The following is a 23,999-nucleotide window of genomic DNA, read 5'->3' on the forward strand; positions in this document are numbered from 1 at the left end:
CCTATCCACCCGTCAGGCGATCCTCCAGACCCCAACGCTGGCCGTACCCGCCCTGGGCGATCGGCAACGCCATGAGGTCAAGGAAGGCAGTGGCGTCGAACGCCTCGGGCCCGAGCACCCCGGTGCCGGTCCACAGGCCGAGGGAAAGCAGCTCCAGGGCGATGACCGGATTCAGGGCGGTCTGCCAGACCACGCACTGGGCGTCGTACTCGGCCATCGTCCACTCGTTGTCACTCACGTGGTACAGATACACCTCTCGGGGTGTGCCGTCCGTCCCGGTGCCGGTAACCCAGAGGCCGGCACAGGTTTTTCCGGTCATGCGCGGCCCGATCGTGGCCGGGTCGGGCAGCGCAGCGGCGACCACATCGCGCGGCGCCACCTGCACAGGGCCGCCGCTGGAACGCACCGACAGGGGTGTGGTCGAGTCGAGCCCCAGCTGGTGGAGCGTCTTCAGAATGCCGATGAATTCGTCGCCCAACCCGTATTTGAAGGTGACGCGTTTGGCATCGACCCAGCGCGGCATCAACAGCACCTCTTCGTGTTCGACGTTGACGCACTCGACCGCGCCGATTCCCTCGGGAAAATCGAACATCTCCGGCTCGCTGAACGGAGGCGTGGTGAACCAGCCGCGTTCCTTCTCCCACACCACGGGTGGGTTGAGGCACTCCTCGATGGTGGTCCAGATACTGAACGAGGGGGCGAACATCTCGGCGCCGTTCTCGTCGCGCACCACCAGGTTCGCGCCGTCGCGGGTGCCGAGCTCGTCGATCTCATTGAACAGGTTGTCAGCAGCGAACCGCGCGAAAACGTCGCTGAGCCCGGGCTCTACGCCCATGCCAACGAGGGCCAGCCGGTCGGCGGTCTCCCAGTCGGCGGCCTGCGCGAACTGATCGTCGCCAAGTTTGACCCCGGACTCCTCGTACGGATGGGTCGGATGCGGCTCCGACAGGCTCATTGCCATGTCGACATAGTCCGCGCCCGCGGCAAGCGCGCCGGCAAACACGGTGAGCACGAACTTCGGCTCGACCGCGTTCATCACGTGTGTGGCGCCGTGCTCACGCGCGACGGCGGCAACCCGGTCCGGATCGGACGCGTCAATCTGGGCGGCGACAAACCGCCCGCGCTGGCTGCCATGCTTTGCCTCGATCCAGGCGATGGTGCGTTCTGCCCGGGTCAGGTCGAAGTCGCTCACCACCATGACCTCGAAGAACGATCGTCTAGCGGCAATCTTTGCTATCGCGTCGCCGACACCGCCGGCGCCCACCAGGAGGATTCTCATCTCCCCAAACTAGTGGTGGCGCCCCACCAAAACATGGCCTAGCGCTGAAGCTGTGCGCGCGTGCGTCTGCCGATCAGGGGTCGCGGGGGCGATTTTCTCTCCTGGTGAAGCCGGTAGGCGAACGGAGCCCAGATGATGACCGCGACCGCCGCGCCCAGCACCACACCGCCGACGGTGTCGCTCAGCCAGTGCGCGCCGAGGTAGGTGCGGCTGAGCACCATCACCACCGTGTAGATGATGCCCGCAACCCAGACCCACAGGCGGCGGATGATGAACCCGAGGACAACCGCCATCGTCGCGGCGTTGGCCGAGTGACCGGAAGGAAACGACCCAACGTCGGAGACCACAAGGATCTCTTCCGGACGGGGACGGTCGTAGAGGTTCTTGAGCAACTGCACCAGGGCGGCGCTACTGACGGTTGCGGTGAAGAAGTAGAGCGCGCTGACGAACCGGCGATAAAAACAGAGCACCGCGATGATCAGCAACGGCACCACGAATACGCCAAACAGCCCGCCGCCGACGTTGTTCATGAGCATCGCGGGCAGCTCCCACCACGGGTGCCGGTGCTCGACAATTTCTTCCATCCACTCGGCGTCGGACTCGGACGGGAGGTTTCCGCGGATCGCGATGATTCCGCCGAGGCCCGCCACCAGGAGCACGGCCATTGCCCCGCTGATGAGGGGCCAACGGTGGCTGACGCGCGCCGCGTCGCGTTCGGTTTCGTTGTCGGTCATCCGTCCACGTTAACTTGCGAACCTGTGCCGATCCCGTCCCCCGGAGCGGGCGCGATCAGCGCGTCAGTGCGGGCACGGTGCTCGGTCGAACCAGGAACCACAGGGTGATGATCGACACCACAGCCGTCGCGGCCATTACGGCACCCATCGGGGTGGCGGTCTCCACCCCGAAGAAACCGACGATGGGCGAAATCACTCCGGCCAGCCCGAAGTTCACCGCACCGAGCACAGACGCGGCGGTCGCAGCCTCCCGCCCGTGGTTGGCGAGCGCGATCACCTGGATGCAGGGGAACGACAGGCCGCAGGCGAGGATGAAGAACCAGAGCGGAACGAGGATGCCGAAGAGCCCGAAGTTCAGCGAGTCGAGCAGCACGATCGTCAGCGAGGAGACCAGCAGCAGGACGGTGGAGAAGGCGAGGATCCACTGCGGACCCACCTTGCGCACGAGGCGGGAGCTGAACTGCACACCGAAGACGATGCCGAGCGAGTTCGCGGCGAACAGCAGTCCGTATTGCTGGGCGTCGAGCCCATAGACATCCTGGAACACGAAGGACGACGAGGAGAGGTAGGCGAACAGCCCGGAGAAGGTCATGCCGCCGAGGATGGCCATACCAACGAAGATCCGGTCGGTGAAAAGCGCTCGGTAGCGCTGGCCCATCGTGGAGTGCACGACATCCGCTCGACGTTCTGCAGGCAGCGTTTCGACGATGAAGAACAGGGCCGCCGAGAGCGCAAGGATGCCGTAAGCGGCGAGGAAGAAGAAGATCCCGCGCCAGTCGAGCCAGAGCAGCAGCTGCGACCCGATGACGGGTGCCGCGATCGGCGCGAGTCCGCTCACCAGGGCGAGGCGGGAGAGCATTCGCACGAGCGGCTGGCCACCGAAGAGGTCGCGCACCATCGCGATGGCGACGACGCTGCCGCCGGCGGTGCCGATGCCCTGCAGCACGCGGAAGACGGTGAGCACCTCGATGTCGGGGGCGAACGCGACTCCGAAGCTGGCGACCACGTGCACCGCGGTCGCGACGATCAGCGGAAGGCGCCTGCCCACCTTGTCGCTCCACGGCCCGACGACGAGCTGACCGAGTGCGAACCCGATTGTCGTCGCGGTGAGCGTGAGCTGCACCACCGCCGCGGTGACGTCGAGCTCCGACTGGATGACCGGGAATGCCGGCAGGTAGAGGTCGATGGTGAACGGGCCGAGCGCGGTGAGGGCGCCGAGAACGATGATGTAGATGAGTCGCTGGCGGCGGGTGAGCGCGTCGCCGGGGTGCAGCACAGTGGTGGTCACGAAACGGACGTCCTTGCAGGGGTGGAGGTGGCGCATCACTGCACTCGAGGACCGGGTCACTCAGAAGTCCCCGGGAGAACGGCCACGGCTCGTGTTCGGAGGGCCTGCACCAAGCCTATCCGAGCCTCCTTGCGCCGCGCCCGCTGCGGTACACAATTTGGTGCCCGGGCAGCAGAAACCTCTGCCATCATCGAGGCATGACACCTGCTACGCCGTTGATTGCCCGCACGCCCGTGCTCGATATCGCGTACGAGTCGGTCAACGACAGCGCGGCCGAGGCGGTCATCCTCCTTCACGGGTTTCCCTATGATGTTCGAGCATTCGATGCGGTGGTGCCAGCTCTCGCCGCCCGCGGGCTGCGTGTTGTTGTTCCGTACCTGCGTGGTTTCGGAGCAACCGCCTTCCGCTCGCGCGAGACGCCCCGATCGGGCCAGCAGGCGGCCCTCGGGCGTGACCTCATCGACCTGATGGACGCCCTCAAGATTGAGAACGCCGTTGTCGGTGGGTACGACTGGGGCGGACGTGCGGCATGCATCGCCGCGGCGATCTTTCCGGAACGCGTGATCGGTCTGGTCTCGGTCGACGGGTACAACATTCAGAACCTGGCGAGTGCGGGAGAACCCGATCCCCCCGCCTGGGAAAGCACCTACTGGTATCAGTACTACTTCCAGACCGAGCGCGGGCGACGCGGGCTGGAGCTGAACAGGGATGAGTTGTGTGAGCTCCTGTGGCGCAGCTGGTCGCCAACCTGGACCGACGCGGCGGCCGCGTTCCAGCACTCGTCGGCGAGCCTGCACAACCCGGATTTCGTCGACGTGGTCATCCACTCCTATCGACACCGCATGGGAGCCGCGCCGGGTGACCCGCGCTACCAGGGCATCGAAGACCTCCTTGCGGCCTCGCCGAAGATAGCGGTGCCCACCATTGTGCTCGAGTGCACCGCAGACGGCATCGGCGGCCCCTCCGCCTCGGAGGATGCCCCCATGTTCGTTGGGCCTTTCCAGCACCGGCTAATTGAAGGTGTGGGACACAACGTTCCGCAGGAAGCGCCCGAGGCATTCAGCCGAGCGATACTCGATGTGCGCGCACTGCGCGGCTAACACTCCGCCAAAAGCTAGACCGGTCAGAACCGGGCCGGTCGCCAGCTGCACGGCTCAGAAGCTGGACGGGTCGGACAGGATCGACTCGAACGCGAGCTCGGCCGCGCCGATCATGAGCAGCCGGGTGCCGAGTTCGGCGCGAGCGATGCGCACGCTGTCTCTCGCCGAGGGCAGCGACTGTTCGCCGACCCGCAGCTCGAGCCGGGCGGCATCCACCGCATAGAGGGCTCCGAGAAATCCGCCTAAAACGATGAGCTGCGGGTTGAGCGTGTTGATGGCGTTACGCAGCGTGATGGCCAGGGTGTCAATCTGGCGGATGATTTCTGCCGCCACGATCGGCGAATCCGAGGCGAGGAGAGCGTTCTCCAGTTCGTCGGCGTCGACATCCGCCAGCCCGACGGCCCGCAGCAGCGACGACCGGCTCACCTCGGTCTCGAGGCAGCCCCGCGCGCCGCAGTGGCAGATGACGCCGGAGGAGTTCACGAGGGTGTGGCCGAATTCGCCCGCGTAGCCGGAGATGCCGCGCAGGGGCGCTCCGTTGACGATCGCTCCCCCGCCGATGCCGCTGGCGCCGCCGTTGAGGTAGACGAGGTCAGTGAGGCCGCGACCCGCGCCGAAGATGCTTTCGGCGAGGGTGCCGAGACGGGCGTCGTTTGCGGCGACGACCGGCAGGCCAATGGCCTCCTCGAGCATCTCGGCGAGCGGTTCGTCCACCCAGCCGAGGTGCGGGGCGAGGCGCACCAGACCGTCGTGGGTGCGCACGAGGCCCGGCACTGCGACACCGACGCCGACGGCGCGGTGTGCAAGATCGAACTCCTCGCGGAGGGAGTCGATCAGTTGCGCGCTGATCGCGACCGCCTCCGCGGCGCTCGGCACGTGATCGACCGAGAAACGCACCCGCCGCAGCACGGTGCCGCCGAGACCCACGATTCCCACCGTGATGGAGTCGATCTCGGGATTGATGGCGATGCCGAGGGCGCGCGGGCCGGGGCGCACGATCGGGGACGGGCGGCCGACCTGGTTGCGTGAGTTCGGCTCGCTCTCCACCACCAGTTCGCGCTCGACGAGTTCTCCGACCAGGGCGGCGATGGTGGAGCGGTTGAGGCCCGTCTGCCGGGTCAACTGCGAACGGGAAATGCCGTCGGATCGGTGCACCAGGCGCAGCAGCACCGAGAGGTTGTGGCGGCGCACCGAGTCGTTGCTGTTACCCAGTCCGCCCGCGGCCGTTCCGGCGAGGGTCATCGCGCGCCCGTGCGGATTTGCCGGGTACGGATCAGATCGGACACCCAGTGCCCGCTGTCCTTGACCGTGCGCTCGAGGCTGTCGTAATCTACGTGCACGATCCCAAATCGCTTGGAATAGCCGAATGACCACTCGAAGTTGTCCATCAACGACCAGACCAGGTAGCCGCGCAGGTTGACTCCGCGAGCGAGGGCCCGGTGGGCGGCAACGAAGTGGCGGTGCAGGTAGTCCACCCGACGCGGATCCCGCACCCGCCCCTCGACGACCTCGTCGGGGAATGCGGCCCCGTTTTCGGTAATCATCAGTGGGGTATCGGGAAACTGGGTGTGCAGGTCGACGAGCAGTTCTTCGAGGGCGTCGGGCGCGATGTTCCAGTCCATGTCGGTGAACGGGCCGGACTGCGCGACGAACTCAACACGCTCGCTTCCGGGATACTCGGAGCCGATCACCACCTCGGTGCCGTCGGGGTTGCGCTTCATCGCGCTTTCCGCGCCCATCCGTACGGCGGCTGTTGTGTAGTAATTCACCCCGAGAAAGTCGATCGGCTGGTGGATCAGGTCGAGGTCGCCCGGGCGTACAAACGCCCAGTCGGTCACCGCTACGGTGTCTTCCAGCAGGTCTTGCGGGTAGGCGCCCTGGAGCAGCGGACCGGTGAACGCGCGATTGGCGACGGCGTCGATGCGCCGCATCGCTTCTTCTTCTCCCGCGCCGCCGCCGCGCAGAACCGTGAAGTTCAGCGTGATCGATACAAGCGCGTCGGCCCGCACCGCGCGGCGCAGTTCGGTGACGGCGAGGCCGTGCGCGAGGTTGAGGTGGTGCACGGCGGTCAGCGCGGCGAGCGGGTTGGTCACGCCGGGGGCGTGCACCCCCGAGCCATGCCCCAGGTAGGCGGTGCACCACGGTTCGTTCAGGGTCGTCCACGCGTAGACCCGGTCGCCGAGGGCGTCGCCCATGATGGAGGCGTACTCGGCGAAGCGGTACGCGGTGTCGCGGTTGGTCCAGCCGCCCTTGTCCTGCAGCGCCTGCGGCAGGTCCCAGTGGTACAGGGTGGCGATCGGTTTGATGCCGCGGGCCAGAAGCCCGTCGACCAGCCGCGAGTAGAAGTCGACTCCGGCGGCGTTGACCGGACCGGACCCGTCCGGCTGGATGCGGGGCCAGGCGATGGAGAAGCGGTAGGCCTCGAGGTCCATCGACTTCATCAGGTCGAGGTCGGCCTCGAGCCGGTGGTAGTGGTCGTCGGCGATCTCGCCGGTGTCGCCGTTCAGGGTCTTGCCCCGGGTGTGGCTGAAGGTGTCCCATATCGAGACGCCCCGACCGTCCTCGTGTGCCGCGCCCTCGATCTGGTACGCGGCCGTGGCAGCTCCGATGAGAAAGTCAGACGAAAACTCCAGACCGGTGTCCCGGTAGTCGTCGACGTCGGTCGCCTTTACGCGCGTGCTTGCCACAGTCGAACTCCTCTATGCCCTGAGTTTTTACTCTATCGGCGCCGGTCACGGCGTGGGACTCGGGGCGGGGGGCGTTGAGGTGAGCGTTGAGGGGGGCGTTGTGGGGAGCATTGTGGGCACGTAGTTGGCCAGCTCCGGTGGTAACTGCGGCCGCTCGCCCGGCCACTCGCCATACCGGTCCTCGACGTCCTGCACGGCGAGGTCGAGCCCGGGGCTGGTGTAGCCCGTCGTCCACCCGAACGATTCCGCTGTGGGCACCAGATCGACACCTTCGCCAAGCCGGAGGAAACCTATCGACATGGCCCCCGGTTTTTTCTCCGGCACCGACCACACCAGCGCCAGCATGTAGTCCGCGAGGGGAGTGATGAGTTCGTCGGGGTAGGCGTCCTCGAGGTTGAGGCCGGTCGTCAGGTCCTTGCCCCACGGGAGGCCATTGAGGGTTCCGAGAGCCACGTAGGAGACCTCCACGCCGGGAATGCTGTCAAGTTCTGCGCGGGCCGCGGCGTGGGTGAGTGCCACTTCGCCAGGCTCCAGGGTGTTCTCCGCGACGTCGTCACCTCCGCCAATCAGAGCGCAGCCGCTTGCCACCATCACACCGGCCACCAGCAACACTGCAGTGAGCGTGCGCCGCCCGGTGCGACCGGCACGGAGCATCACGAGTACGACTCCCCGGAGCCGAGGGGCTCGCCCGCTCGCCAGTAGTTGAGGCTCAGCAGCATCCCCCCGATAAAAAAGACACCGCCGATGGCGAGCGTGCTGAGATAAAACGGGAGGTCCTCGAACCCGAGGGCGATGACGCCCGCCCCCAGGAATGCGGCTCCGACGCCCGCGATCCACAGGTCGAAGCGCCAGCGGAACGTGATCCACCGCCAGATCCCGCGCCCGCCGCGCGCGATCTTGTCGGGATGATCGGTTGCGATCCTGACGTACACGGCCTTTTTCACCAGCGACGTGACCATCACGCCGAACACCCCGGCGGCGACTGCGCCGTAGGAGCCGAGACCCAGCCACACCGCGGTCATGTTGTCGTCAGGAATACCCGCGGGGAAGTCCCCGGCGATCATGCTGCGCAGCGGAAGGAGAATCAGCGCGGCCCATACCGCGAGCGGGACGAGGCACCAGAGCGCGTGCGCCCAGAACGCGAGAGGGCGGTAGGTTGCCAGCACCGACCCGCCCCGCCAGAACGTCGTTGGGACCGACCGAACGGTGGCGCGGCGCAGGAGGTAGCCCGGAATCAGGCACGACATCGCGGTCACGAGCAGGATGCCCGGTATTGCCAGCATCGCGGTGAGCGACGAGATTTCACGCCTCACGAAGCCGAACTCTGCGTAATAGCTGAGGTTATTGGCCTCGATTCGGGCGAGCACGTCGGACTGCAACACTGCCAGCCCGAGAACCGTGAATGCCAGCAGGCCGAGCGCCGCGACGGTGAGCACAGCGCCGATGGCCAGCAGCACCGCGCCGAGCATCGGGCGGTTGCGCCGCTTGCGGGGACGACGTGCGTCGGCGGGCGCCGGCTGCGATGCGGTGGTGGTCATATCCGCGACCCCGTGCCGCGCGCGTTGTAGACGATCGAGTTGGAGGCGCCGTAGTCGGCGAAAACCGCGATGGCCTCGTCTCGCAGCACGTCGATGGTGACGCTGATGCCGCGGGCCTCGAGCTCGGCACGCCAGTCGCCGCCGGGGATGGGTCCCTCGTCAAAGCCGGTGAGCTGCTCGAGCTCCTCACCATCGCCGGCGATCACGAGATGCTTGACGCCCGACCAGATGAGCGACCCGTAACACATGATGCACGGCCGCCAGTTGACCACGAGTTCGAGATCCTGGTCGGGCGAGGCGCCGAGGTCCCAGCCGCCGAGACGCGTCTGCGCGAGCGACAGGGCCGTGAATTCGGCGTGGCCCGCGCTCAGTCCCGAGCTCAGCACGATATTGACGCCGACCGACACGATCAGGCCGGTCGTGCGGTCGACGACGATCGCGGCAAACGGGCCCCCGTTGCCCTCGCGATAGTTGCGCGCGGCCAACTCGTTCACCAGAGCCATGCGCTGCTCGTGTGTCTCCAGCGGCGCGGTGAGCTCAGCGAGCTCAGCCTCAAGCCACGCGGGCAGTTCGGCCGAAATGCTCGTGGGGAAGGAATGGTTCATGTCAGAAGAGTATGCCCGCCGAACCGTCCACCGCCGCAACGCTCGCCCCGCCCACGCTTCGCACATTCCACCCGCTGTCACGGTCGCTCGTCACGTTCACCGCATCGCCCTCCCGCACGACGGTGAACGTGGCAGTCTCCCCGGTGGGTGTGGTGAGGTGGATGTCGCGGTGCCCCACTGCATCCGAGCTGACAAGATTCAGCGCAGCGCTACGGGGATACACAACCAGAGTGAGCCCGTCGAGGTAGTCGTAATCCGGCCGGTCCTCCCGGTTTCCCACCGGCAGCACGGCGCCATCGCGCACGTAGAGGGGAACGCTGTCGAAGCCGTGCGTTTCGCGGCGCCACACCGGGCCCTGCACCTGCTCGCCCGTGAAGTAGTTGGTCCAGGTGCCCGCCGGCAGGTAAAACTCGACGGACCCGTCCGCCGTGAACACGGGAGCGACGAGCAGGTCTGGGCCCAGCAGATACTGCCGGTCCAGGTAGGCACAGCTCGGGTCATCCGGAAATTCGATCTGCATCGGGCGCATCACCGGGGTCCCGCGCTCGGTTGCCTCGCGGCCCGCGGCGTAAAGGTAGGGCATGAGGCGCAGCTTCAGCTTGCTGAACGTGCGGGTGACGTCGACCGCTTCCTCGTCGAACGCCCACGGCACCCGGTAAGAGTTGCTGCCGTGCAGGCGGGAGTGGCTCGACAGCATCCCGAAGGCGACCCAGCGTTTGAAGACTCCCGCGTCGGGTGTTCCCTCGAAGCCGCCGATGTCGTGCGACCAGAAACCGAACCCGCTGAGGGCGAGCGACAGCCCGCCGCGGAGGCTCTCTGCCATCGACTCATAGGTGGAGGTGCAGTCCCCGCCCCAGTGCACCGGCAGCTTCTGGCCGCCGACGGTGGCGCTGCGCGCGAAGAGCACCGCATCGCCCTCGCCGCGGGCCTCCACCAGAACCTCGTGCACTGCTTCGTTGTACAGCTGGGTGTACCAGTTGTGCATCCGCTCGGGCGAAGAGCCGTCGAAGTAGTCGACCTCCAGCGGGATCCGCTCGCCGAAGTCCGTCTTGAACGCGTCCACCCCCTGGTCGAGCAGCACGCGCAGCTTCGACTGGTACCAGGCCTTCGCGTCGGGGTTGGTGAAGTCCACCAGCGCCATGCCCGCCTGCCACAGGTCCCACTGCCAGACGTCACCGTTCGGCCGCTTCACGAGATACCCGGCGGCCTTCGCCTCAGCGAACAGCGGGGCGCGCTGCGCGATGTACGGGTTGATCCAGACACAGACGTGCAGATCCTTCTCGTGCAACCGGGCCAGCATGCCCTCCGGGTCGGGGAAGGTGCGCGCATCCCACTCGAAGTCGCTCCAGTTGAACTCGCGCATCCAGAAGCAGTCGAAGTGGAACACGCTCAGCGGCAGGTCGCGCTCGGCCATCGCATCGATGAAGCCGGTCACGGTCGCTTCGTCGTAGTTGGTGGTGAAGCTCGTCGTCAGCCACAGCCCGTACGACCAGGCCGGAACCGCGGCGGGCCGGCCGGTCAGTTCGGTGTACCGGCTCAGCACCTCCTTCGGCGTCGGCCCGTCGATCACGAAGTACTCGATGCTCTCGCCGGCCACGGAGAACTGCACCCGCTCGACTGCCTCCGACCCGACCTCGAAGGCGACGTGCCCCGGGTGGTTCACGAGAACGCCGTACCCGCGGTTCGACAGGTAGAAGGGAACGTTTTTGTACGCCTGCTCGCTGCTGGTTCCGCCGTCGGCGTTCCAGATGTCCACGCTCTGCCCGTTTTTCACCAGCGGTCCAAAGCGTTCGCCGAGACCGTAGATGAGCTCCCCGACCCCGAGGCCGAGCTGAGCGTGCAGGTAGGTGTCGCTGGTGGGCCGGTCGCCGCCCTCGCGCGAGTTGCTGACCGGGCCCGGGTCGACCTGGGCATCGCCTGCGAGCCGGATGTATCCAAGCGACTTGTCGCCGCTGCCGGTGAGTACCCGTCCGTTCGATTCGAAGGTGAGGTTCCACGGGGCGCCCGGGGTGATGCGTGCGGTGAGTGAGCCGCTCGTGAGAGTGCCGCCCCCGGCATCCACCACGACAACGCCCTGGCCCTCCAGCGCGCCGTCGAGATCAAATCCGGCCTCCTGCCGACCGCCCTGGAAGTGCTCGACCCGCACCCCGATCACACCGGGCAACGGCGAGGTCAGGGTCACGGTCAGGGTCGGGCGGTTGAGGGTGTCTCCGCGATGGCGGATGACCGCGGTCGGCGCCGTCACCGTGAGGGAGTGTTCCCCCGCGACGATGTCGTGCGCCTCCTGCGCGTAGAGGGCGGTAACACCCGGCCGAAGCTGCCAAAAACCGTCAGAAAACTTCATTGCTGTGCCAATCGAGTGTGCAAAAGGGGTAGATGGATGTCGGGAGCGCGGGCCGTGCAGGCGCGAGTCGTGCAGGCGCGAGTCGTGCCGGCGCTACTTAACCGCGCCTGCGGTGATCCCCTGCGTGAGCGTGCGCTGGAAGATCAGGAAGAAAACCAGGGTGGGGATGAGCCCGAGCAGCGCGGAGGCACTCGTGGTCGTGACATCCATGAGGCGGTCCCCCTGCAGCGAGGCGATGGCGATCGGAACCGTCTGGTTCGCGTTGCTGACCAGGAAGGTAAGCGGGATGAGGAACTCGTTCCAGGTCCAGATGAAGAAGAAGATCACCAGCACCGAGAGGGTGGGGCGGCTGATCGGTACCACGACCCGCCACAGCATCTGCCACCGGGTGGCCCCGTCGAGCGCTGCGGCCTCGAGGATTTCCTTGGGGAAGGTGCCGTAGACACTCGACAGCAGATAGGTGCCGAAAGCGCTCTGGATCACGGTGAAGATGATGATCACCGACCAGATGTTGTCGTACAGGCCGACCGACTTGAACATGAAGTACAGCGGGTACAGCAGCGCTTCCTGGGGCAGCACGTTGGCCAGCAGGAACAGCACGACGATCCAGGTGCGGCCCTTCACCCGCCCGATGCCGATGGCGTAGGCGTTGAGCACGGACACGATCACGGCGAAGATCGACACCGCGAGGGAGATGAAGATGCTGTTAAGGAGCTTCTCCGGAAAGTTGACCCGGTTCCAGAAGTTGATGATGCCGTCGAAGCTCAGCTGCGTCGGCAACTGGAGCGGCCCGCCCGAGCTGTAGTCGGCGGGCGACTTGAACGAGTTGATGAGGATGAGATAGAACGGCACGGCGATGGCGATGCCGACGAGGATGGCGACGGCCAGGATGGTCCAGTCGCCCGCGGTGCGCTTGGTCTTGCGCTTGCGGATCTTCAGCGGGGCGTCGCGCTTGACCGGCGTCTCGTTCGGCGCTGCGGCCTTGGTGATGGTGGACATCAGCGGGTACCTTCCGCTTCCTCTGCCCGGTTCTGGGCCTTGATAAAGAACACCGACACGATGACGATGACGATGGTCAGAGCGGTGGCGATTGTCGCGCCGTAGCCGACCTGTTGGCTCTGGAAGAACTCGCTGTACGAGTAGTAGCTCGGCACAATGGTCGAGTCGCCCGGGCCTCCCCGGGTCAGGGTGTAGATCGGACCGAAGACCTTCAGCGCCGCGATGGTGGAGGTCAGCACGACGACGAAGATCTCGGGCCGGATGATCGACACCGTGATCGAGCGGAAGCGCTGAAACCAGTTGGCACCGTCGAGCTCGGCCGCCTCGTACAGTTCCGGGTCAACCCGGGACAGCGCGGCCATAAAGATCACGACCGGGTATCCGAGCTGGATCCACACCATCACCACCATGATGCTGGCGAGGGCGGTGTCGGGGCTTCCGAGCCAGTTGTGGGCGAGTGCGCCGAGCCCGATATTGCGCAGGATCTCATTCAGCGCGCCGTTGTCCGGGCGCAGGATCCAGCCAATGACGATCGCGCCGACCACCACGGGAAGGATCTGGGGAAGGTAGTAGGTGGCGCGCAAGAAGCTGGCGACCTTGCCGCCGAACTTCTTGCCTACCAGGTCGAACAACATCGCGGCGAGGACGAGACCCACCAGGGTCGGGATCACGACCATCGCGATGATGAGCGCCACACTGTTGCCGAACGATGTCCAGAACTTCTCGTCCCCCATCAGCTCGACCCAGTTTTCGAGGCCGATCCACTCCGGCGGCCGGATGCCGCGGTAGGAGGTGAAGCTGAGGTAGATGTTCCAGATCAGCGGGATCACCACGATCACCGTGATCAGCACAAACCCCGGGATGAGGTACAACCAGTACCCAGCGGAGCGCCGGCTGCCCCGGACGCTCACCGGAGGAGCATCCTCCGGTGAGGCGGAGCCGAGCCCGCGGGTGCGGGTCTCTGGGGGAACAGTGGCCATGTCGATAAGCCTTTCTTGGACAAAGCTGCGGGGGTGCTGGAGGGCTCGTGCCCCTGAGGGGCGGGAGGAGGAGGCGCCTCGGCCGGAAAGCCGCGGTCACCTCTTCCTCCCGCTAAACCGCTCGTCGTGCGGGAGGGAGCGTTGCGCCCGAGCGCTACGCGCGAGCGTTGCTACCTACTTGATGTCGGCGACGCCGGCCTCGTAGTCCTCGCCCAGCTGGGTGAGCATCTCCTCCGGAGAGGTCGAGCCGTTGACCAGTTCCTGGAGCCCCGCGTTCAGCTCGTCGTAGAAGGTCGCGGTGGGCCAGTCGGGGTAGAACGCCAGGCCATCACGCTCGGTAAGGGTGTTGAAGTTGTCGATCAGTTCCTTGCTCTTCTCGTCGGTGATGTCCGCGGCATCCGCTGCCACCGGGATTCCGCCGTTGTTACCGATGAGGGCCTGGATCTCGGGGCTCATCGTGATGTCGATGAACTTGTACGCGAGGTCCTTCTGATCCGAGTTTTCGGGGACGACCCAGAGGTTGCCTGACGAGCCGGGTGCCATGTCGGAGCCGGGGAACAGGAAGCTGCTCCACTGGAAGTCGGTGACCTCTTCGACGAAGCGGCCGTACCACCAGCTACCCGAGTAGAAGATCGGGTTGGTGCCGTTGATGAAGTTGGTGCCTGCGTCCTCGGCCTTCAGCCCCGAGACATCCTCCGAAATGTAGCCCTTCTCGACCCAGTCCTGGATGGTCTCGGTCGCGAAGGTGAAGTTTTCGTCCTGGAAGTCGACCGGGCCGGTGTAGGTCTGGAAGTCGGTGACCCACTCGCGGGTGGCGTCGCTCAGCGCGAGCTGGTACCAGAGCTGGCCGAGCGGGTACTCTCCGGCTGCCTCGGCCAGGGGGGTCACACCGTTCTGCTTGAAGGTCTCAAGCGCCGCCTCGAACTCCTCGAACGTGGTGGGGACCGCGATGTTGTACTGCGCGAAGGCGTCCACGTTGTAGTACACGTCCACGAACTCGCCATAGTTGGGAATGCCGTAGGTGCTGCCGGAACCCATGACGCCGTCTTCGTCGTACTTGGTGGTCGTCTGCAGCGACTCGGACAGCTTGTCGGCCCAGCCGTAGGCCTCCGACGCCTCATCGAGCGAGGTCAACAGGCCCTGGCTGGCGAGCAGCCCGGCGGTCGCGTTGCCCTTGTTGTATTCGAGAATGTCGGGCGCGGCATCGGAGTTGAGCACCTGGCTGGCCGTCGAGCGGATCTGCTCGAAGCTCTTGGCCTCGAACTCGACGGTGGCGCCGGTCTCTTCCTCGAACTGCTTGATCGCCTCTGTCCAGGCGACGCCCATGGCGCTCGTCTCGGACTCGTAGTGCCAGAGGGTCAGCGTCTCGCCGTCACCACTCGGGTCGGTGTTGACTGGTCCGTCTTCGGCGGCGGTGCCCCCGGAACATCCCGCCAACAGCATCGCTGTCGTGGCGAACACGGCTCCGAATGTCAGGTATCTCTTGTGCATCACTACCTCCTTGTAATGGGAGCAGATGCCTCACGCGGCCCGCATCCACTCCGATGCTGTGTTTGTTGATGTCCACAACATACGCATCGGGAGAGCGCTCCCGCAAGCTTTGTAGCCAAATTGTTCAGGAAAACTTTTGTGGAAGGGGCTGACGTGCGCGCGCCGGCCGGCAATCGCTACGCTCGGCTCGAGGCGTATCCCGACGGGTCGCCGAGCACGCCAGCAAAAACAAGTTCGGCGGCACCGATCAGCAGTTGGTCGGCGCCGAACCTGGCCCGCTCGACGCGCACCGACTCGCGGGCCGCGAGCACTGCCTCGGCGGGAAGGATCGCGCTCGCGTCATCCCCCGACCCCTCCATCAGGGCGGCGAGAAAACCGGCAAGCACAACGACACTGGGGTTGAAGAGGTTCACCGCGTTGCGGATGGCGATCGCGACCAGGGCGACGTCCTCGGCCACGGCCGCTCGCACCGCTGGTTCGGTGGACGCGGCGAGCGCGGGGCCCAGCTCGGCGATCTGCGACGGGGGCAGGTTCACCAGCTGGAGCAGGCGCGCCTGGGTAACCTCCGCCTCGAGGCATCCGTGGGCACCACAGAAGCAACTCGCGCCGCTCGAGCGCACAAAGGTGTGCCCGATCTCCCCGGCGTACCCGGCTGCGCCCGTCACGATTTTGCCGCCGCTCACCATCCCGCCGCCGATGCCGCTCGCGCCCCCGATGACGTACACAAAATTGTCGACACCCTTGCCGGCCCCGAATACACTCTCCGCGCGCATCGCGAGAATCGCCGCGTTGGCGGCGAAGGTGGGAAACCCGGTGGCTGCCTCGAACATCGCCGCGACGGGTTCCTCGAACCAGCCCATGTGCGACGCTTCACGCACCTGCCCGTCTCCGATGCGCACCTGGCCGGGCACGGCGATGCCCGCCCCGAAGACGCGATGGCCCGGCAGCTCCGCGAGAAGCGCGTGTGCCTCCGCTGCGGCAATCCGGACAACCTCCGAAGCGGATGCCTCGGGGCCGATGCCCACGCTCGACCGAGCCAGAACGACTCCGCCCAGGGCCACGATGCCGACGTGTACCGCGTCCACCTCGGGGTTCACCGCCACGGCGACGGTGCGCTCGTTCGGGTGCACCACAGGACTCGGTCGCCCGGCACGGAAGTCCAGCGGAGGACGCTCGTCGACAAAGCCGAGCGCCGCCAGCTCCGCCGCAATCGCGCCCACGGTCGAGCGGTTGAGCGACGTGAGCCGGGTGAGATCGGCGCGCGACAACGCCCCCTCGCGGTGGATAAGCGTCAGGATCTTCGACAGGTTATTGCGACGAAGCTGGTCGGTTGTCGACCCGGAGGTCGGCCGTACCGCCAAGTGGTCCGCGATGGGGGAGTCTGCCGGGCACATGCCCTGATCCTAATTGCCAGCCGAGGGATGCCGGCGCGCCTTGCGATCGGACCGTGCGCGTAATATGTTTGTCGTACCAACAAATCATCAACGAAGCTGAAGGACGCGCCCTCATGGCCTTAACACCCACCCGCGAAGACAAATTCTCATTCGGTCTGTGGACCGTGGGGTACAACGGAGCCGACCCATTTGGCGGCCCGACCCGCGCGCACCTCGACACCGTGCACGCGGTCGAGAAGCTGGCCGAACTCGGCGCGTACGGACTCACCTTCCATGACGATGACCTGTTCGCGTTCGGGTCAACCGACGCCCAGCGCCAGCACGAGATCGACCGCCTCAAGCAGGTGCTCGCCGACACCGGCCTGATCATTCCGATGGTCACCACGAACCTCTTCTCCGCCCCCGTGTTCAAGGACGGCGGTTTTACCTCGAACGACCGTGGGGTGCGCCGTTTCGCGCTGCGCAAGGTGCTGCGCAACATCGACCTCGCCGCTGAGCTCGGCGCGAAGACGTTCGTGATGTGGGGTGGCCGCGAGGGTGCGGAGTACGACTCCGCGAAGGACATCCGCCAGGCGCTCGAGCGTTACCGCGAGGCCGTCAACCTGCTCGGCGACTACGTCACCGACAAGGGTTACGACATCAAGTTCGCCATCGAGCCCAAGCCCAACGAGCCCCGCGGCGATATCCTGCTGCCGACCCTCGGCCACGCGCTCGCGTTCATCACCACCCTCGAGCGTCCGGAACTCGTCGGCGTAAACCCCGAGGTCGGGCACGAGCAGATGGCCGGGCTCAACTTCGCCGCGGGCATCGCGCAGGCGCTCTACCAGGGCAAGCTGTTCCACATCGACCTCAATGGCCAGCGTGGCATCAAGTACGACCAGGACCTCGTCTTCGGCCATGGCGACCTGCACAACGCGTTCGCGCTCGTCGACCTGCTCGAGAACGGTGGCCCGGGCGGCGGACCCACCTACGATGGCCCGCGTCACTTCGACTACAAGCCCTCGCGCACCGAGGACGAGAAGGGTGTCTGGGACTCCGCCGCGGCGAACATGCAGACCTACCTGCTGCTCAAGGAGCGCGCCGCCGCTTTCCGCGCCGACCCCGAGGTGCAGGAAGCCCTCGAGGCCTCCCGGGTCAACGAACTCGCCGTCACCACGCTGGGCGAGGGCGAGACCTACGACGAGCTGTTGGCCGACACGGCGTCCTACGAGGAGTTCGACACAGACGCCTACTTCAACGGCAAGGGCTTCGGCTTCGTGCGCCTGCAGCAGCTCGCCACCGAGCACCTCCTCGGCGCGCGCGGCTAGCAGCTGCACGACCAGCCGCCCGGGTTCTCCCCCGGGCGGCTTGCGGCCGCGGTCCCTGCACGGGCCGCGGCCATTCTCAATCGGCACGCCGACATCTCCACCAGCACTTCGCACCCTCCCCTTACGAACGGAACCCCGGCAATGACGCTCGTCGCAGGCATCGACTCCTCCACCCAGAGCTGCAAGGTCGTCATCCGCGACCTCGATTCCGGAGCTGTTGTGCGCTCGGGCCGCGCGTCCCACCCGAGCGGCACCGAGGTGGATCCCGAGTTTTGGTGGGAGGCCCTGCGCACTGCCATCGCTGACGCTGGCGGGCTCGACGATGTCGCCGCAGTCTCCGTCGGTGGACAGCAGCACGGCATGGTCGCGCTCGATGCGAGCGGACGTGTCATCCGTCCCGCCCTGCTCTGGAACGACACCCGCTCCGCCCAGGCGGCCCTCGACCTGATCGACGAGGTCGGCGCCGCGGACTTCGCCGAGCGCACCGGCACCGTGCCGGTCGCCTCTTTCACCATCACCAAGCTGCGCTGGCTTGCCGACGCCGAACCAGACAACGCTGCCCGCGTCGCCGCTGTCGCCCTGCCGCACGACTGGCTGACCTGGCGTCTGCGCGGGTTCGGCCCGCACAATCCCGTGCTGGCGGAGCTGATCACGGACCGCTCCGATGCGAGCGGCACAACCTACTTCGATTCCTCCCGCAACGACTACGACCGCGCCCTGCTCGCGCTGGCGCTCCGGCGTCCAACCGCCGACGACGTGGTGCTGCCCGCCGTGCTCCAGCCAGACGAGTTCCGTCTCGCCGCCACGGAGACCCCGGGCAACGCCGCCGCGACCCCGACCACGACCCCAGCTACCGGTGGCAGCACCGTCGTCGACCCTGCGGGCACCAGCATCCCCCTGCCCGCACGCATTCGATTTGCCCCGGGCGCCGGCGACAACGCCGCTGCAGCCCTCGGACTCGGAGCTGTCCCCGGCGATGTCGTGGTGTCTATCGGAACCAGCGGAACCGTGTTCGCGGTCACCGAGTCTCCGGCGCGTGACGCGACCGGTGTGGTTGCGGGATTTGCGGATGCCGCGGGCAACTACCTTCCGCTGGTGGCCACCCTCAACGCCGCACGTATCCTCGACGCGATCAGCACCCTCCTCGACGCGGACCACACCGAACTCGGGCGCCTCGCGCTGTCGGCAGAACCCGGTTCTGCGGGGGCGGTTCTGCAGCCGTACTTCGAGGGCGAGCGCACGCCGAATCTGCCCCAGGCGACTGGCACGCTATTCGGGATGACCCTCGCCTCCACCACCCGTCCGAACCTGGCGCGGGCCGCGATCGAGGGCATGCTCTGCGGGCTCGCCGACGGTCTCGATGCGCTGCGGTCACAGGGCGTCGTGGCCAGCCGGCTGCTCCTCATTGGCGGGGCTGCGCAGAACCCAGCGGTCAGCACGATCGCGGCGCAGGTCTTCTCGGTGCCTGTCGTGGTTCCCGAACCCGGCGAGTATGTCGCGGCGGGCGCGGCAGCACAGGCGGCGTGGGTCGTCACCGGATCCCGGCCCACCTGGCCGATCGCGCTGTTGGCGGAGCCGGCGGTGGACTTCCGGCCGGTGATCCGTGACCAGTACCGCGCGGTGGCCGTGGTCTAGCCACCACCGGCTCACCGCCTCGCAGCACCTCGCAGCACCTGGCAGCACCTGGCAGCACCTGGCGGCACCTGGCGTAGCCTCGCCCGCTCACCGTTTGTCGCGGGAGGCACCCTTGGTGAGGGTGTTCCCGCGGAAGAAGGCCGGGTCGACCGCGCGCATGATCAACATCAGCACGATACCGGCGACGAACAGCACCACAGCGAGGATAAACACCAGTCCGATACCGCCGATTTCGGAGCCGCTGCCGTAGGCGGGGTCGGTGCTGTCGATCAGAGTGGTGACGAAGATCACGGCGAGGATGGCCCCGCCGAGGAGCGGCGCGAGCAACTTGAGCAGGAACGCGCGCACGCTTGTGAAGACCTCGCGTCGGAAGAACCAGACGCACGCAAACGCCGTGACCCCGTAGTAGAAGCAGATCATGATGCCCAGGGTGAGGATCGTGTCGGTGAGCACGTCGGTGCTCAGCACGCGCATCACCGCGTAGAAACCCCAGGCCACCACGCCGGCGATGATCGTGGCGAACCCTGGCGACTTGAACCGTGGGCTGATCGCCGCGAACCGGGCCGGGAACGCCCGGTAGTGGCCCATCGCGAGCATGGTCCGGGCGGGGCCGACGAAAGTCGACTGCAGCGAGGCGGCGGAACTCGACAGCACGGCAAGGGACATCAGGATGGCGAAGGGGCCCATCACCGGCCCGGCGAGCGCGGCAAACACATTGCCCTGGATGTCCTCGTTACCCATCCCCAGTTCTCCGGTGCCGACACCCGAGAACATGAGCACCGACACCGACACCAGGATGTACAGCGCGAAGATGATCGCCACCGTGAGGGTGGCTGCGCGGCCGGGGGTGGTCTGCGGATTCTTGGTCTCCTCGTTCATCGTGAGGGTCACGTCCCACCCCCAGTAGATGAAGATCGACAGCGACACGCCCGCCGCGAACGCGGAGAACGACGGCGCGAGGAACGGATTGAACCAGTCCACGCTGAAACCCAGGGCGTCGAAGGCTGTGCCGTTGACGACGTGCATCAACGCGGCGATGCTGAACCAGAGCAGCACCACCAGTTGGAACGCCACCAGCACGTACTGCACCATCTTGGTTGCTTCCATGCCCCGGTAGGAGATGTAACAGGCCGCCGCGATAAAGACGAGGCAGGTGAGGATGTTGATCCACACGTTTCCGGCCAGATCAGCGAGCCCGGGGTTGCCGAAAAGCTGCGCGAGCATGAGATACAGGAAGTCCACGGCCACTCCGGCCAGGTTGGACAGCACGACCACCGTCGCCACGATCAGGCCCCAGCCGCCCATCCAGCCCAGCCACGGTCCGAACGCGCGCGACGCCCAGGTGAAGGAGGTACCGGCATCGGGCATCGCGTTGTTGAGCTCGCGATAGCCGAGCGCCACCAGCAGCATCGGGAGGAACCCCACCACAAAGATCCCGGGCATCTGGGTCCCCACCGCGGCAACCGTGGGGCCGAGCGAGGCCGTCAGTGTGTACGCCGGAGCGATACAGGAGATGCCGATGACGGTTACGCCGAGCAGCCCGACCGAACCGGCGCTCAAGCCCTTTGCAGAGAGCCCGCCCGCGCCGGTCGCGGGCTCGGGCGGGGTACTGGGCGGTGTGGGAGCGGAGGAAGCTGGGACGGATGATCGTGCCATGAACCTGTCCTTCGGATTAACTGCGGAGCGGGGTTGCTGCTGGGCGGCTGGCTGCTGGGCGGGTCAGCTGCGGGCTGGGGTGGCGGGGACAACAACGAGCGGCACCGGCAGGGCGTGCAGCATGCGGTGCGCGGTGACGCCGAGGAAGATCCTGTTCGGCGCGGCCAAACGGCTCGACCCCACGAAGGCGATCTCGTCTGGTCGCCAGTCCAGCGCTTCCACGGCGGCCTCGACACCGGTTCCGGTGCCCACCTCGGTGGTGATGACCCCGCCGCCGCGCGCGTGCCGCTGGTGATAGGTAAGCACGGTGTCGAGGTGCGCGGCGCTGTCGGCGACCGCGGAGTGCTTCTCGTGGGCCGCGTCCACCTCCACCAGCGTGACGAACCGCAGGTCGATGGTCAGGCCCTCCGTGAATGCCGCCAGGGAATCGAGCAGGGCTTCCCAGCCCGTCCGGGTACCGAGTGCGCAGGTGATGCGGGTCAGTTGGACACCTGCTTTGTACCCCCGTGGCGCAAGGGCCACCGGCACCGGCGAGGCGTGCAACAGCGCGTTGGCAACACTGCCGATGGTGAACCGGTTGAGGATGCCGCCGCGGGCAGCACCCACGACTAGACGGTCCGACTCAAGGTCGGCGACCGCCTGGATCAGGCCCTCCGAAGTCGAATCGGCCCAGAGCAGGTGGGTCGTTGCAGTGACATCGGTGGGCACCAGGGCCAGCGCATCGGCGAGCCATTGCTCCGCCTGTTTGGCCAGCAGCGCCTCAAAGTCGGAGCTGGTGGCGTAGATCTTCGCGGGCACGCCCCCCGCGCGCTGCAGGACGAGGCAGATACGCAGCTCGGCTCGGGTGAGTCTGGCCATGGCGGTGCCGAGCTCGAGCGCATCCCGGCCCTGGGGAGTGGCCTCGTAGGCCACGACGTAGTTTGGCACTCGCGTCACGCTGTTCTCCTCGGTTCGGTTTCGGTGGATGGGTGGTCGTGGTCGGCGGGGTCGTGGTCGGCGTGATCGTGGTCGGCATGGCCGGGGCCGCAGTGCGCCGGGCTCGGCTCGACGTCGAGCGAGGGATTGCGGTCAAAAAATCCGACGGGCTTCAACCAGAACGAGACGACGTCGGCGGGCATCACCGGCCAGTCCTCCGGCCGGGTGATGTGATGGATGCCGAAGGTGTACCAGAGCACGAGGTCCACGTCGCGCACCGAACGGCCTGCCTGGATCCACTCGGGGAGACCATGGTCGGTGCCGCTCTGGTTCACAAACTCGCCGCAGGGCCACCGCTGCCCCGGGTCGTTGGGCGTCACCCAGACGGTGTGCCCGATCACCTGCGCGCGCTGGAGCGCCGGGGCAGACTCGTGGAAGAACGACGGGATGGCGCCACCGGGTACGAGCTTGTACGACACCGGGGTGCCGAGACCGTTGCGGGTCTGCTCGTTCACTACCTTCCAGGCCCGCTGGGTATTCCAGTCGAAGTCGTCGAAGCCCTCGGTCTCAATCGGGGTGTTGCGTTGGGTGAGCGCAAGCCCGAGCGGATTGGCGTCATCGATAGGTTCGATCTGGGTCTCGCTGCGAAAAACCGTGTTGGCCGTCCCGTCGATGTCGAGATCGAGTCGTGCCACGATGAAGTGCTGGTGGAACGGCGCGTAGGTGCGCTCGTCCACGAGCGTGCCGTTCGGGTGCGGCTGGCCCACCTCAAGGTGGGTGACCACCATGATCCCGGTGGCGCGCACCTCGCACTCGATGTTGCCGTCCTGGTAGAACCGCCAGTACACGAGGTATTCGTAGTTGGCGACGGTCACGTGGAACGACACCACGAGCCGGCGCATGCGTCGCACCTCGGCTCCGCCGTCGTGGTCCACGTGTTTCCACAGCACCGCGTTGTCTTCCTCGTGCACGCAGAACGCATTCGGAATCGTGTACGGCTCCCCAGCGCTGTTGTGCAGCACCGCATCGATGTAGCGGATCTCGCCGAGGCAGTCACACCCGAGTTCCAGCGAGGTAGTCATGAAGCCGAGGCCCCACTCACCGATGTCGAAGGCTGTGCGGCGAAAGTGGTCGACGCTCGGGTCACGGTAGGGCACGACCATCTCGGCGAAGGACAACCTGTTGGCAATCGGGCGCTCCCGTCCGGCATCGGTGTAGCTCACCCGGTGCAGGGTCATCCCCTCGCGGTAATTGAAGCCCACCCGGAATGACCAGTTCTGCCAGCGCACCAGATTTCCGTCGATGCTAAAACCGGGTCCCTCGCTCTGCACGATATCGAGCGGCTTCACCGGCGGCCGGGTACTCGCGGCGCGGATGCGTTCCGGCACCAGATGGGGCACGTACTCCCCCATCACCGCCGGCGGGTCGACGCTGAAGGTGTCCTCGACTTCCAGCAGGTCCATCGTGTTCACGTCGATCACGAAGTGCAGCCCGCTGACCGGCCCCGCGTAGGGGTTTGCTCCGGTGCCTGCCCGCACCCAGACATCCGCCCACCCCAACCGCAGCCCCCGGTACCGGTCGGGGATCACGGCATCGCCGTAGGTCCAGGTGTCGATGAATACGTGTTCGAGGGCGGTGATGCCCCGCTTGGCCAGCGCTGCTATCACCTCGGGGTGGGCCCGCAACGCGGCATCCGCCTCCTCCCATTCATCGACGGTGAAGTTGGCCTGCACGCCCGGGACGTCGCCCCATTCGAGCACCCGGTCGGTGTCCAGCGAGACGATGGCCACCCAGGTGCGGTTTGCACTTCGGTCGAGCACTACTGCCCTGGCCAGGCGCTCGGGCACCGCGGCATCCACCACACCCCCATCGGCAACGCCCGGTGCAATGGTGCGCTCGTATAACGCGAGCTCAGCGCGGCTCGGCTCGACGAGCTCGATCGACGCGAACCGCCACCCGGTGCCTACCCCATGCTCGCGTGCGAGCACACCAGCAGCTTTCGTGAACTCAGCGGCGGACAAGGGGTCAAGTGGGTGGAAGGTCATGG

19 protein-coding genes are annotated in these 23,999 nt (G+C 66.6%); 3 read left to right on the forward strand and 16 right to left on the reverse strand.

All coding sequences use genetic code 11. From position 1 onward, the window contains the following. Position 1: 1 nt before the first annotated feature. Genes B0I08_RS15415 through B0I08_RS15425 form a run of 3 tightly spaced genes read right to left on the reverse strand, consistent with a single transcriptional unit; the run spans position 2 to position 3,301 of the window. Positions 2–1,279, reverse strand: coding sequence for a saccharopine dehydrogenase family protein (locus tag B0I08_RS15415; RefSeq protein ID WP_106214429.1), 1,278 nt, complete (start codon positions 1,277–1,279; stop codon positions 2–4). Between the two features lie 38 nt (positions 1,280–1,317). Further along, positions 1,318–2,013: a phosphatase PAP2 family protein gene (locus tag B0I08_RS15420; RefSeq protein WP_106214431.1), complete on the reverse strand. Its 696-nt coding sequence runs from the start codon at positions 2,011–2,013 to the stop codon at positions 1,318–1,320. 55 nt (positions 2,014–2,068) lie between these two features. Continuing rightward, entirely contained in the window at positions 2,069–3,301 is a 1,233-nt protein-coding gene (locus B0I08_RS15425) for a multidrug effflux MFS transporter (RefSeq protein WP_245884847.1), read from the reverse strand. A 197-nt stretch (positions 3,302–3,498) separates the two neighbouring features. Between B0I08_RS15425 and B0I08_RS15430 the strand changes: the two genes are divergently transcribed. After that, positions 3,499–4,401 (forward strand): alpha/beta fold hydrolase, encoded by a 903-nt coding sequence (locus B0I08_RS15430; RefSeq protein ID WP_106214435.1) that lies wholly within the window; start codon positions 3,499–3,501, stop codon positions 4,399–4,401. A 54-nt stretch (positions 4,402–4,455) separates the two neighbouring features. Here the strand turns inward: B0I08_RS15430 and B0I08_RS15435 are convergent, their stop codons facing one another. The 10 genes from B0I08_RS15435 to B0I08_RS15480 form a co-directional block, all read right to left on the reverse strand. Then, on the reverse strand, positions 4,456–5,451 hold the full coding sequence (locus B0I08_RS15435) for an ROK family protein (protein WP_425433009.1): 996 nt from the start codon (positions 5,449–5,451) through the stop codon (positions 4,456–4,458). Between the two features lie 188 nt (positions 5,452–5,639). Continuing rightward, the gene (locus B0I08_RS15440; protein ID WP_106214439.1) at positions 5,640–7,088 is read right to left on the reverse strand and encodes a GH1 family beta-glucosidase; all 1,449 of its coding nucleotides are present in this window, start codon (positions 7,086–7,088) and stop codon (positions 5,640–5,642) included. A gap of 45 nt (positions 7,089–7,133) precedes the next feature. After that, the gene (locus tag B0I08_RS15445; protein ID WP_146134447.1) at positions 7,134–7,745 is read right to left on the reverse strand and encodes a hypothetical protein; all 612 of its coding nucleotides are present in this window, start codon (positions 7,743–7,745) and stop codon (positions 7,134–7,136) included. After that, positions 7,742–8,626: a hypothetical protein gene (locus B0I08_RS15450; RefSeq protein ID WP_106214443.1), complete on the reverse strand. Its 885-nt coding sequence runs from the start codon at positions 8,624–8,626 to the stop codon at positions 7,742–7,744. The genes B0I08_RS15445 and B0I08_RS15450 overlap by 4 nt, the downstream gene beginning before the upstream one ends. Continuing rightward, on the reverse strand, positions 8,623–9,231 hold the full coding sequence (locus B0I08_RS15455; protein WP_106214445.1) for a nucleoside deaminase: 609 nt from the start codon (positions 9,229–9,231) through the stop codon (positions 8,623–8,625). The genes B0I08_RS15450 and B0I08_RS15455 overlap by 4 nt, the downstream gene beginning before the upstream one ends. Position 9,232: 1 nt before the next feature. Further along, positions 9,233–11,575 carry an alpha-xylosidase gene (gene yicI, locus B0I08_RS15460; protein ID WP_106214447.1) on the reverse strand — a complete coding sequence of 781 codons (2,343 nt, stop codon included), beginning with the start codon at positions 11,573–11,575 and terminating at the stop codon, positions 9,233–9,235. Positions 11,576–11,668: 93 nt separating this feature from the next. Beyond that, positions 11,669–12,565 carry a carbohydrate ABC transporter permease gene (locus B0I08_RS15465; protein WP_425433010.1) on the reverse strand — a complete coding sequence of 299 codons (897 nt, stop codon included), beginning with the start codon at positions 12,563–12,565 and terminating at the stop codon, positions 11,669–11,671. Between the two features lie 8 nt (positions 12,566–12,573). Beyond that, a complete protein-coding gene (locus B0I08_RS15470; RefSeq protein WP_106214451.1) occupies positions 12,574–13,554 on the reverse strand; it encodes a carbohydrate ABC transporter permease in 981 nt (326 codons plus the stop codon). Positions 13,555–13,728: 174 nt separating this feature from the next. Then, complete coding sequence (locus B0I08_RS15475) at positions 13,729–15,045, reverse strand: ABC transporter substrate-binding protein (protein ID WP_106214453.1); 1,317 nt, start codon at positions 15,043–15,045, stop codon at positions 13,729–13,731. A 176-nt stretch (positions 15,046–15,221) separates the two neighbouring features. Then, the gene (locus B0I08_RS15480; RefSeq protein WP_181243439.1) at positions 15,222–16,439 is read right to left on the reverse strand and encodes an ROK family transcriptional regulator; all 1,218 of its coding nucleotides are present in this window, start codon (positions 16,437–16,439) and stop codon (positions 15,222–15,224) included. 113 nt (positions 16,440–16,552) lie between these two features. Between B0I08_RS15480 and xylA the strand changes: the two genes are divergently transcribed. Then, positions 16,553–17,746: a xylose isomerase gene (xylA, locus tag B0I08_RS15485; RefSeq protein ID WP_106214455.1), complete on the forward strand. Its 1,194-nt coding sequence runs from the start codon at positions 16,553–16,555 to the stop codon at positions 17,744–17,746. A 141-nt stretch (positions 17,747–17,887) separates the two neighbouring features. Further along, complete coding sequence (locus B0I08_RS15490) at positions 17,888–19,381, forward strand: xylulokinase (RefSeq protein ID WP_106214457.1); 1,494 nt, start codon at positions 17,888–17,890, stop codon at positions 19,379–19,381. A gap of 87 nt (positions 19,382–19,468) precedes the next feature. On the opposite strand, the gene B0I08_RS15495 is transcribed toward B0I08_RS15490, so the two are convergent. The 3 genes from B0I08_RS15495 to B0I08_RS15505 form a co-directional block, all read right to left on the reverse strand. After that, complete coding sequence (locus B0I08_RS15495; protein WP_106214459.1) at positions 19,469–21,037, reverse strand: APC family permease; 1,569 nt, start codon at positions 21,035–21,037, stop codon at positions 19,469–19,471. A gap of 63 nt (positions 21,038–21,100) precedes the next feature. Next, the gene (locus tag B0I08_RS15500; protein ID WP_181243440.1) at positions 21,101–21,973 is read right to left on the reverse strand and encodes a universal stress protein; all 873 of its coding nucleotides are present in this window, start codon (positions 21,971–21,973) and stop codon (positions 21,101–21,103) included. Further along, positions 21,970–23,997, reverse strand: coding sequence for a primary-amine oxidase (locus B0I08_RS15505; RefSeq protein WP_106214463.1), 2,028 nt, complete (start codon positions 23,995–23,997; stop codon positions 21,970–21,972). The genes B0I08_RS15500 and B0I08_RS15505 overlap by 4 nt, the downstream gene beginning before the upstream one ends. Between the last annotated feature and the right edge of the window lie 2 nt (positions 23,998–23,999).

The sequence above is a fragment of the Glaciihabitans tibetensis genome (genome assembly GCF_003003265.1).
GTDB lineage: Bacteria > Actinomycetota > Actinomycetes > Actinomycetales > Microbacteriaceae > Glaciihabitans > Glaciihabitans tibetensis.

Bases quoted from the DNA above. Each gene is read 5' to 3' on its own strand.
- B0I08_RS15430 (WP_106214435.1), top strand. From the start codon at position 3,499: ATGACACCTGCTACGCCGTTGATTGCCCGCACGCCCGTGCTCGATATC.
- yicI (WP_106214447.1), bottom strand. From the start codon at position 11,575: ATGAAGTTTTCTGACGGTTTTTGGCAGCTTCGGCCGGGTGTTACCGCC.
- B0I08_RS15490 (WP_106214457.1), top strand. From the start codon at position 17,888: ATGACGCTCGTCGCAGGCATCGACTCCTCCACCCAGAGCTGCAAGGTC.
- B0I08_RS15505 (WP_106214463.1), bottom strand. From the start codon at position 23,997: ATGACCTTCCACCCACTTGACCCCTTGTCCGCCGCTGAGTTCACGAAA.
- xylA (WP_106214455.1), top strand. From the start codon at position 16,553: ATGGCCTTAACACCCACCCGCGAAGACAAATTCTCATTCGGTCTGTGG.
- B0I08_RS15415 (WP_106214429.1), bottom strand. From the start codon at position 1,279: ATGAGAATCCTCCTGGTGGGCGCCGGCGGTGTCGGCGACGCGATAGCA.
- B0I08_RS15420 (WP_106214431.1), bottom strand. From the start codon at position 2,013: ATGACCGACAACGAAACCGAACGCGACGCGGCGCGCGTCAGCCACCGT.
- B0I08_RS15475 (WP_106214453.1), bottom strand. From the start codon at position 15,045: ATGCACAAGAGATACCTGACATTCGGAGCCGTGTTCGCCACGACAGCG.
- B0I08_RS15480 (WP_181243439.1), bottom strand. From the start codon at position 16,439: ATGTGCCCGGCAGACTCCCCCATCGCGGACCACTTGGCGGTACGGCCG.
- B0I08_RS15495 (WP_106214459.1), bottom strand. From the start codon at position 21,037: ATGGCACGATCATCCGTCCCAGCTTCCTCCGCTCCCACACCGCCCAGT.
- B0I08_RS15470 (WP_106214451.1), bottom strand. From the start codon at position 13,554: ATGGCCACTGTTCCCCCAGAGACCCGCACCCGCGGGCTCGGCTCCGCC.
- B0I08_RS15455 (WP_106214445.1), bottom strand. From the start codon at position 9,231: ATGAACCATTCCTTCCCCACGAGCATTTCGGCCGAACTGCCCGCGTGG.
- B0I08_RS15450 (WP_106214443.1), bottom strand. From the start codon at position 8,626: ATGACCACCACCGCATCGCAGCCGGCGCCCGCCGACGCACGTCGTCCC.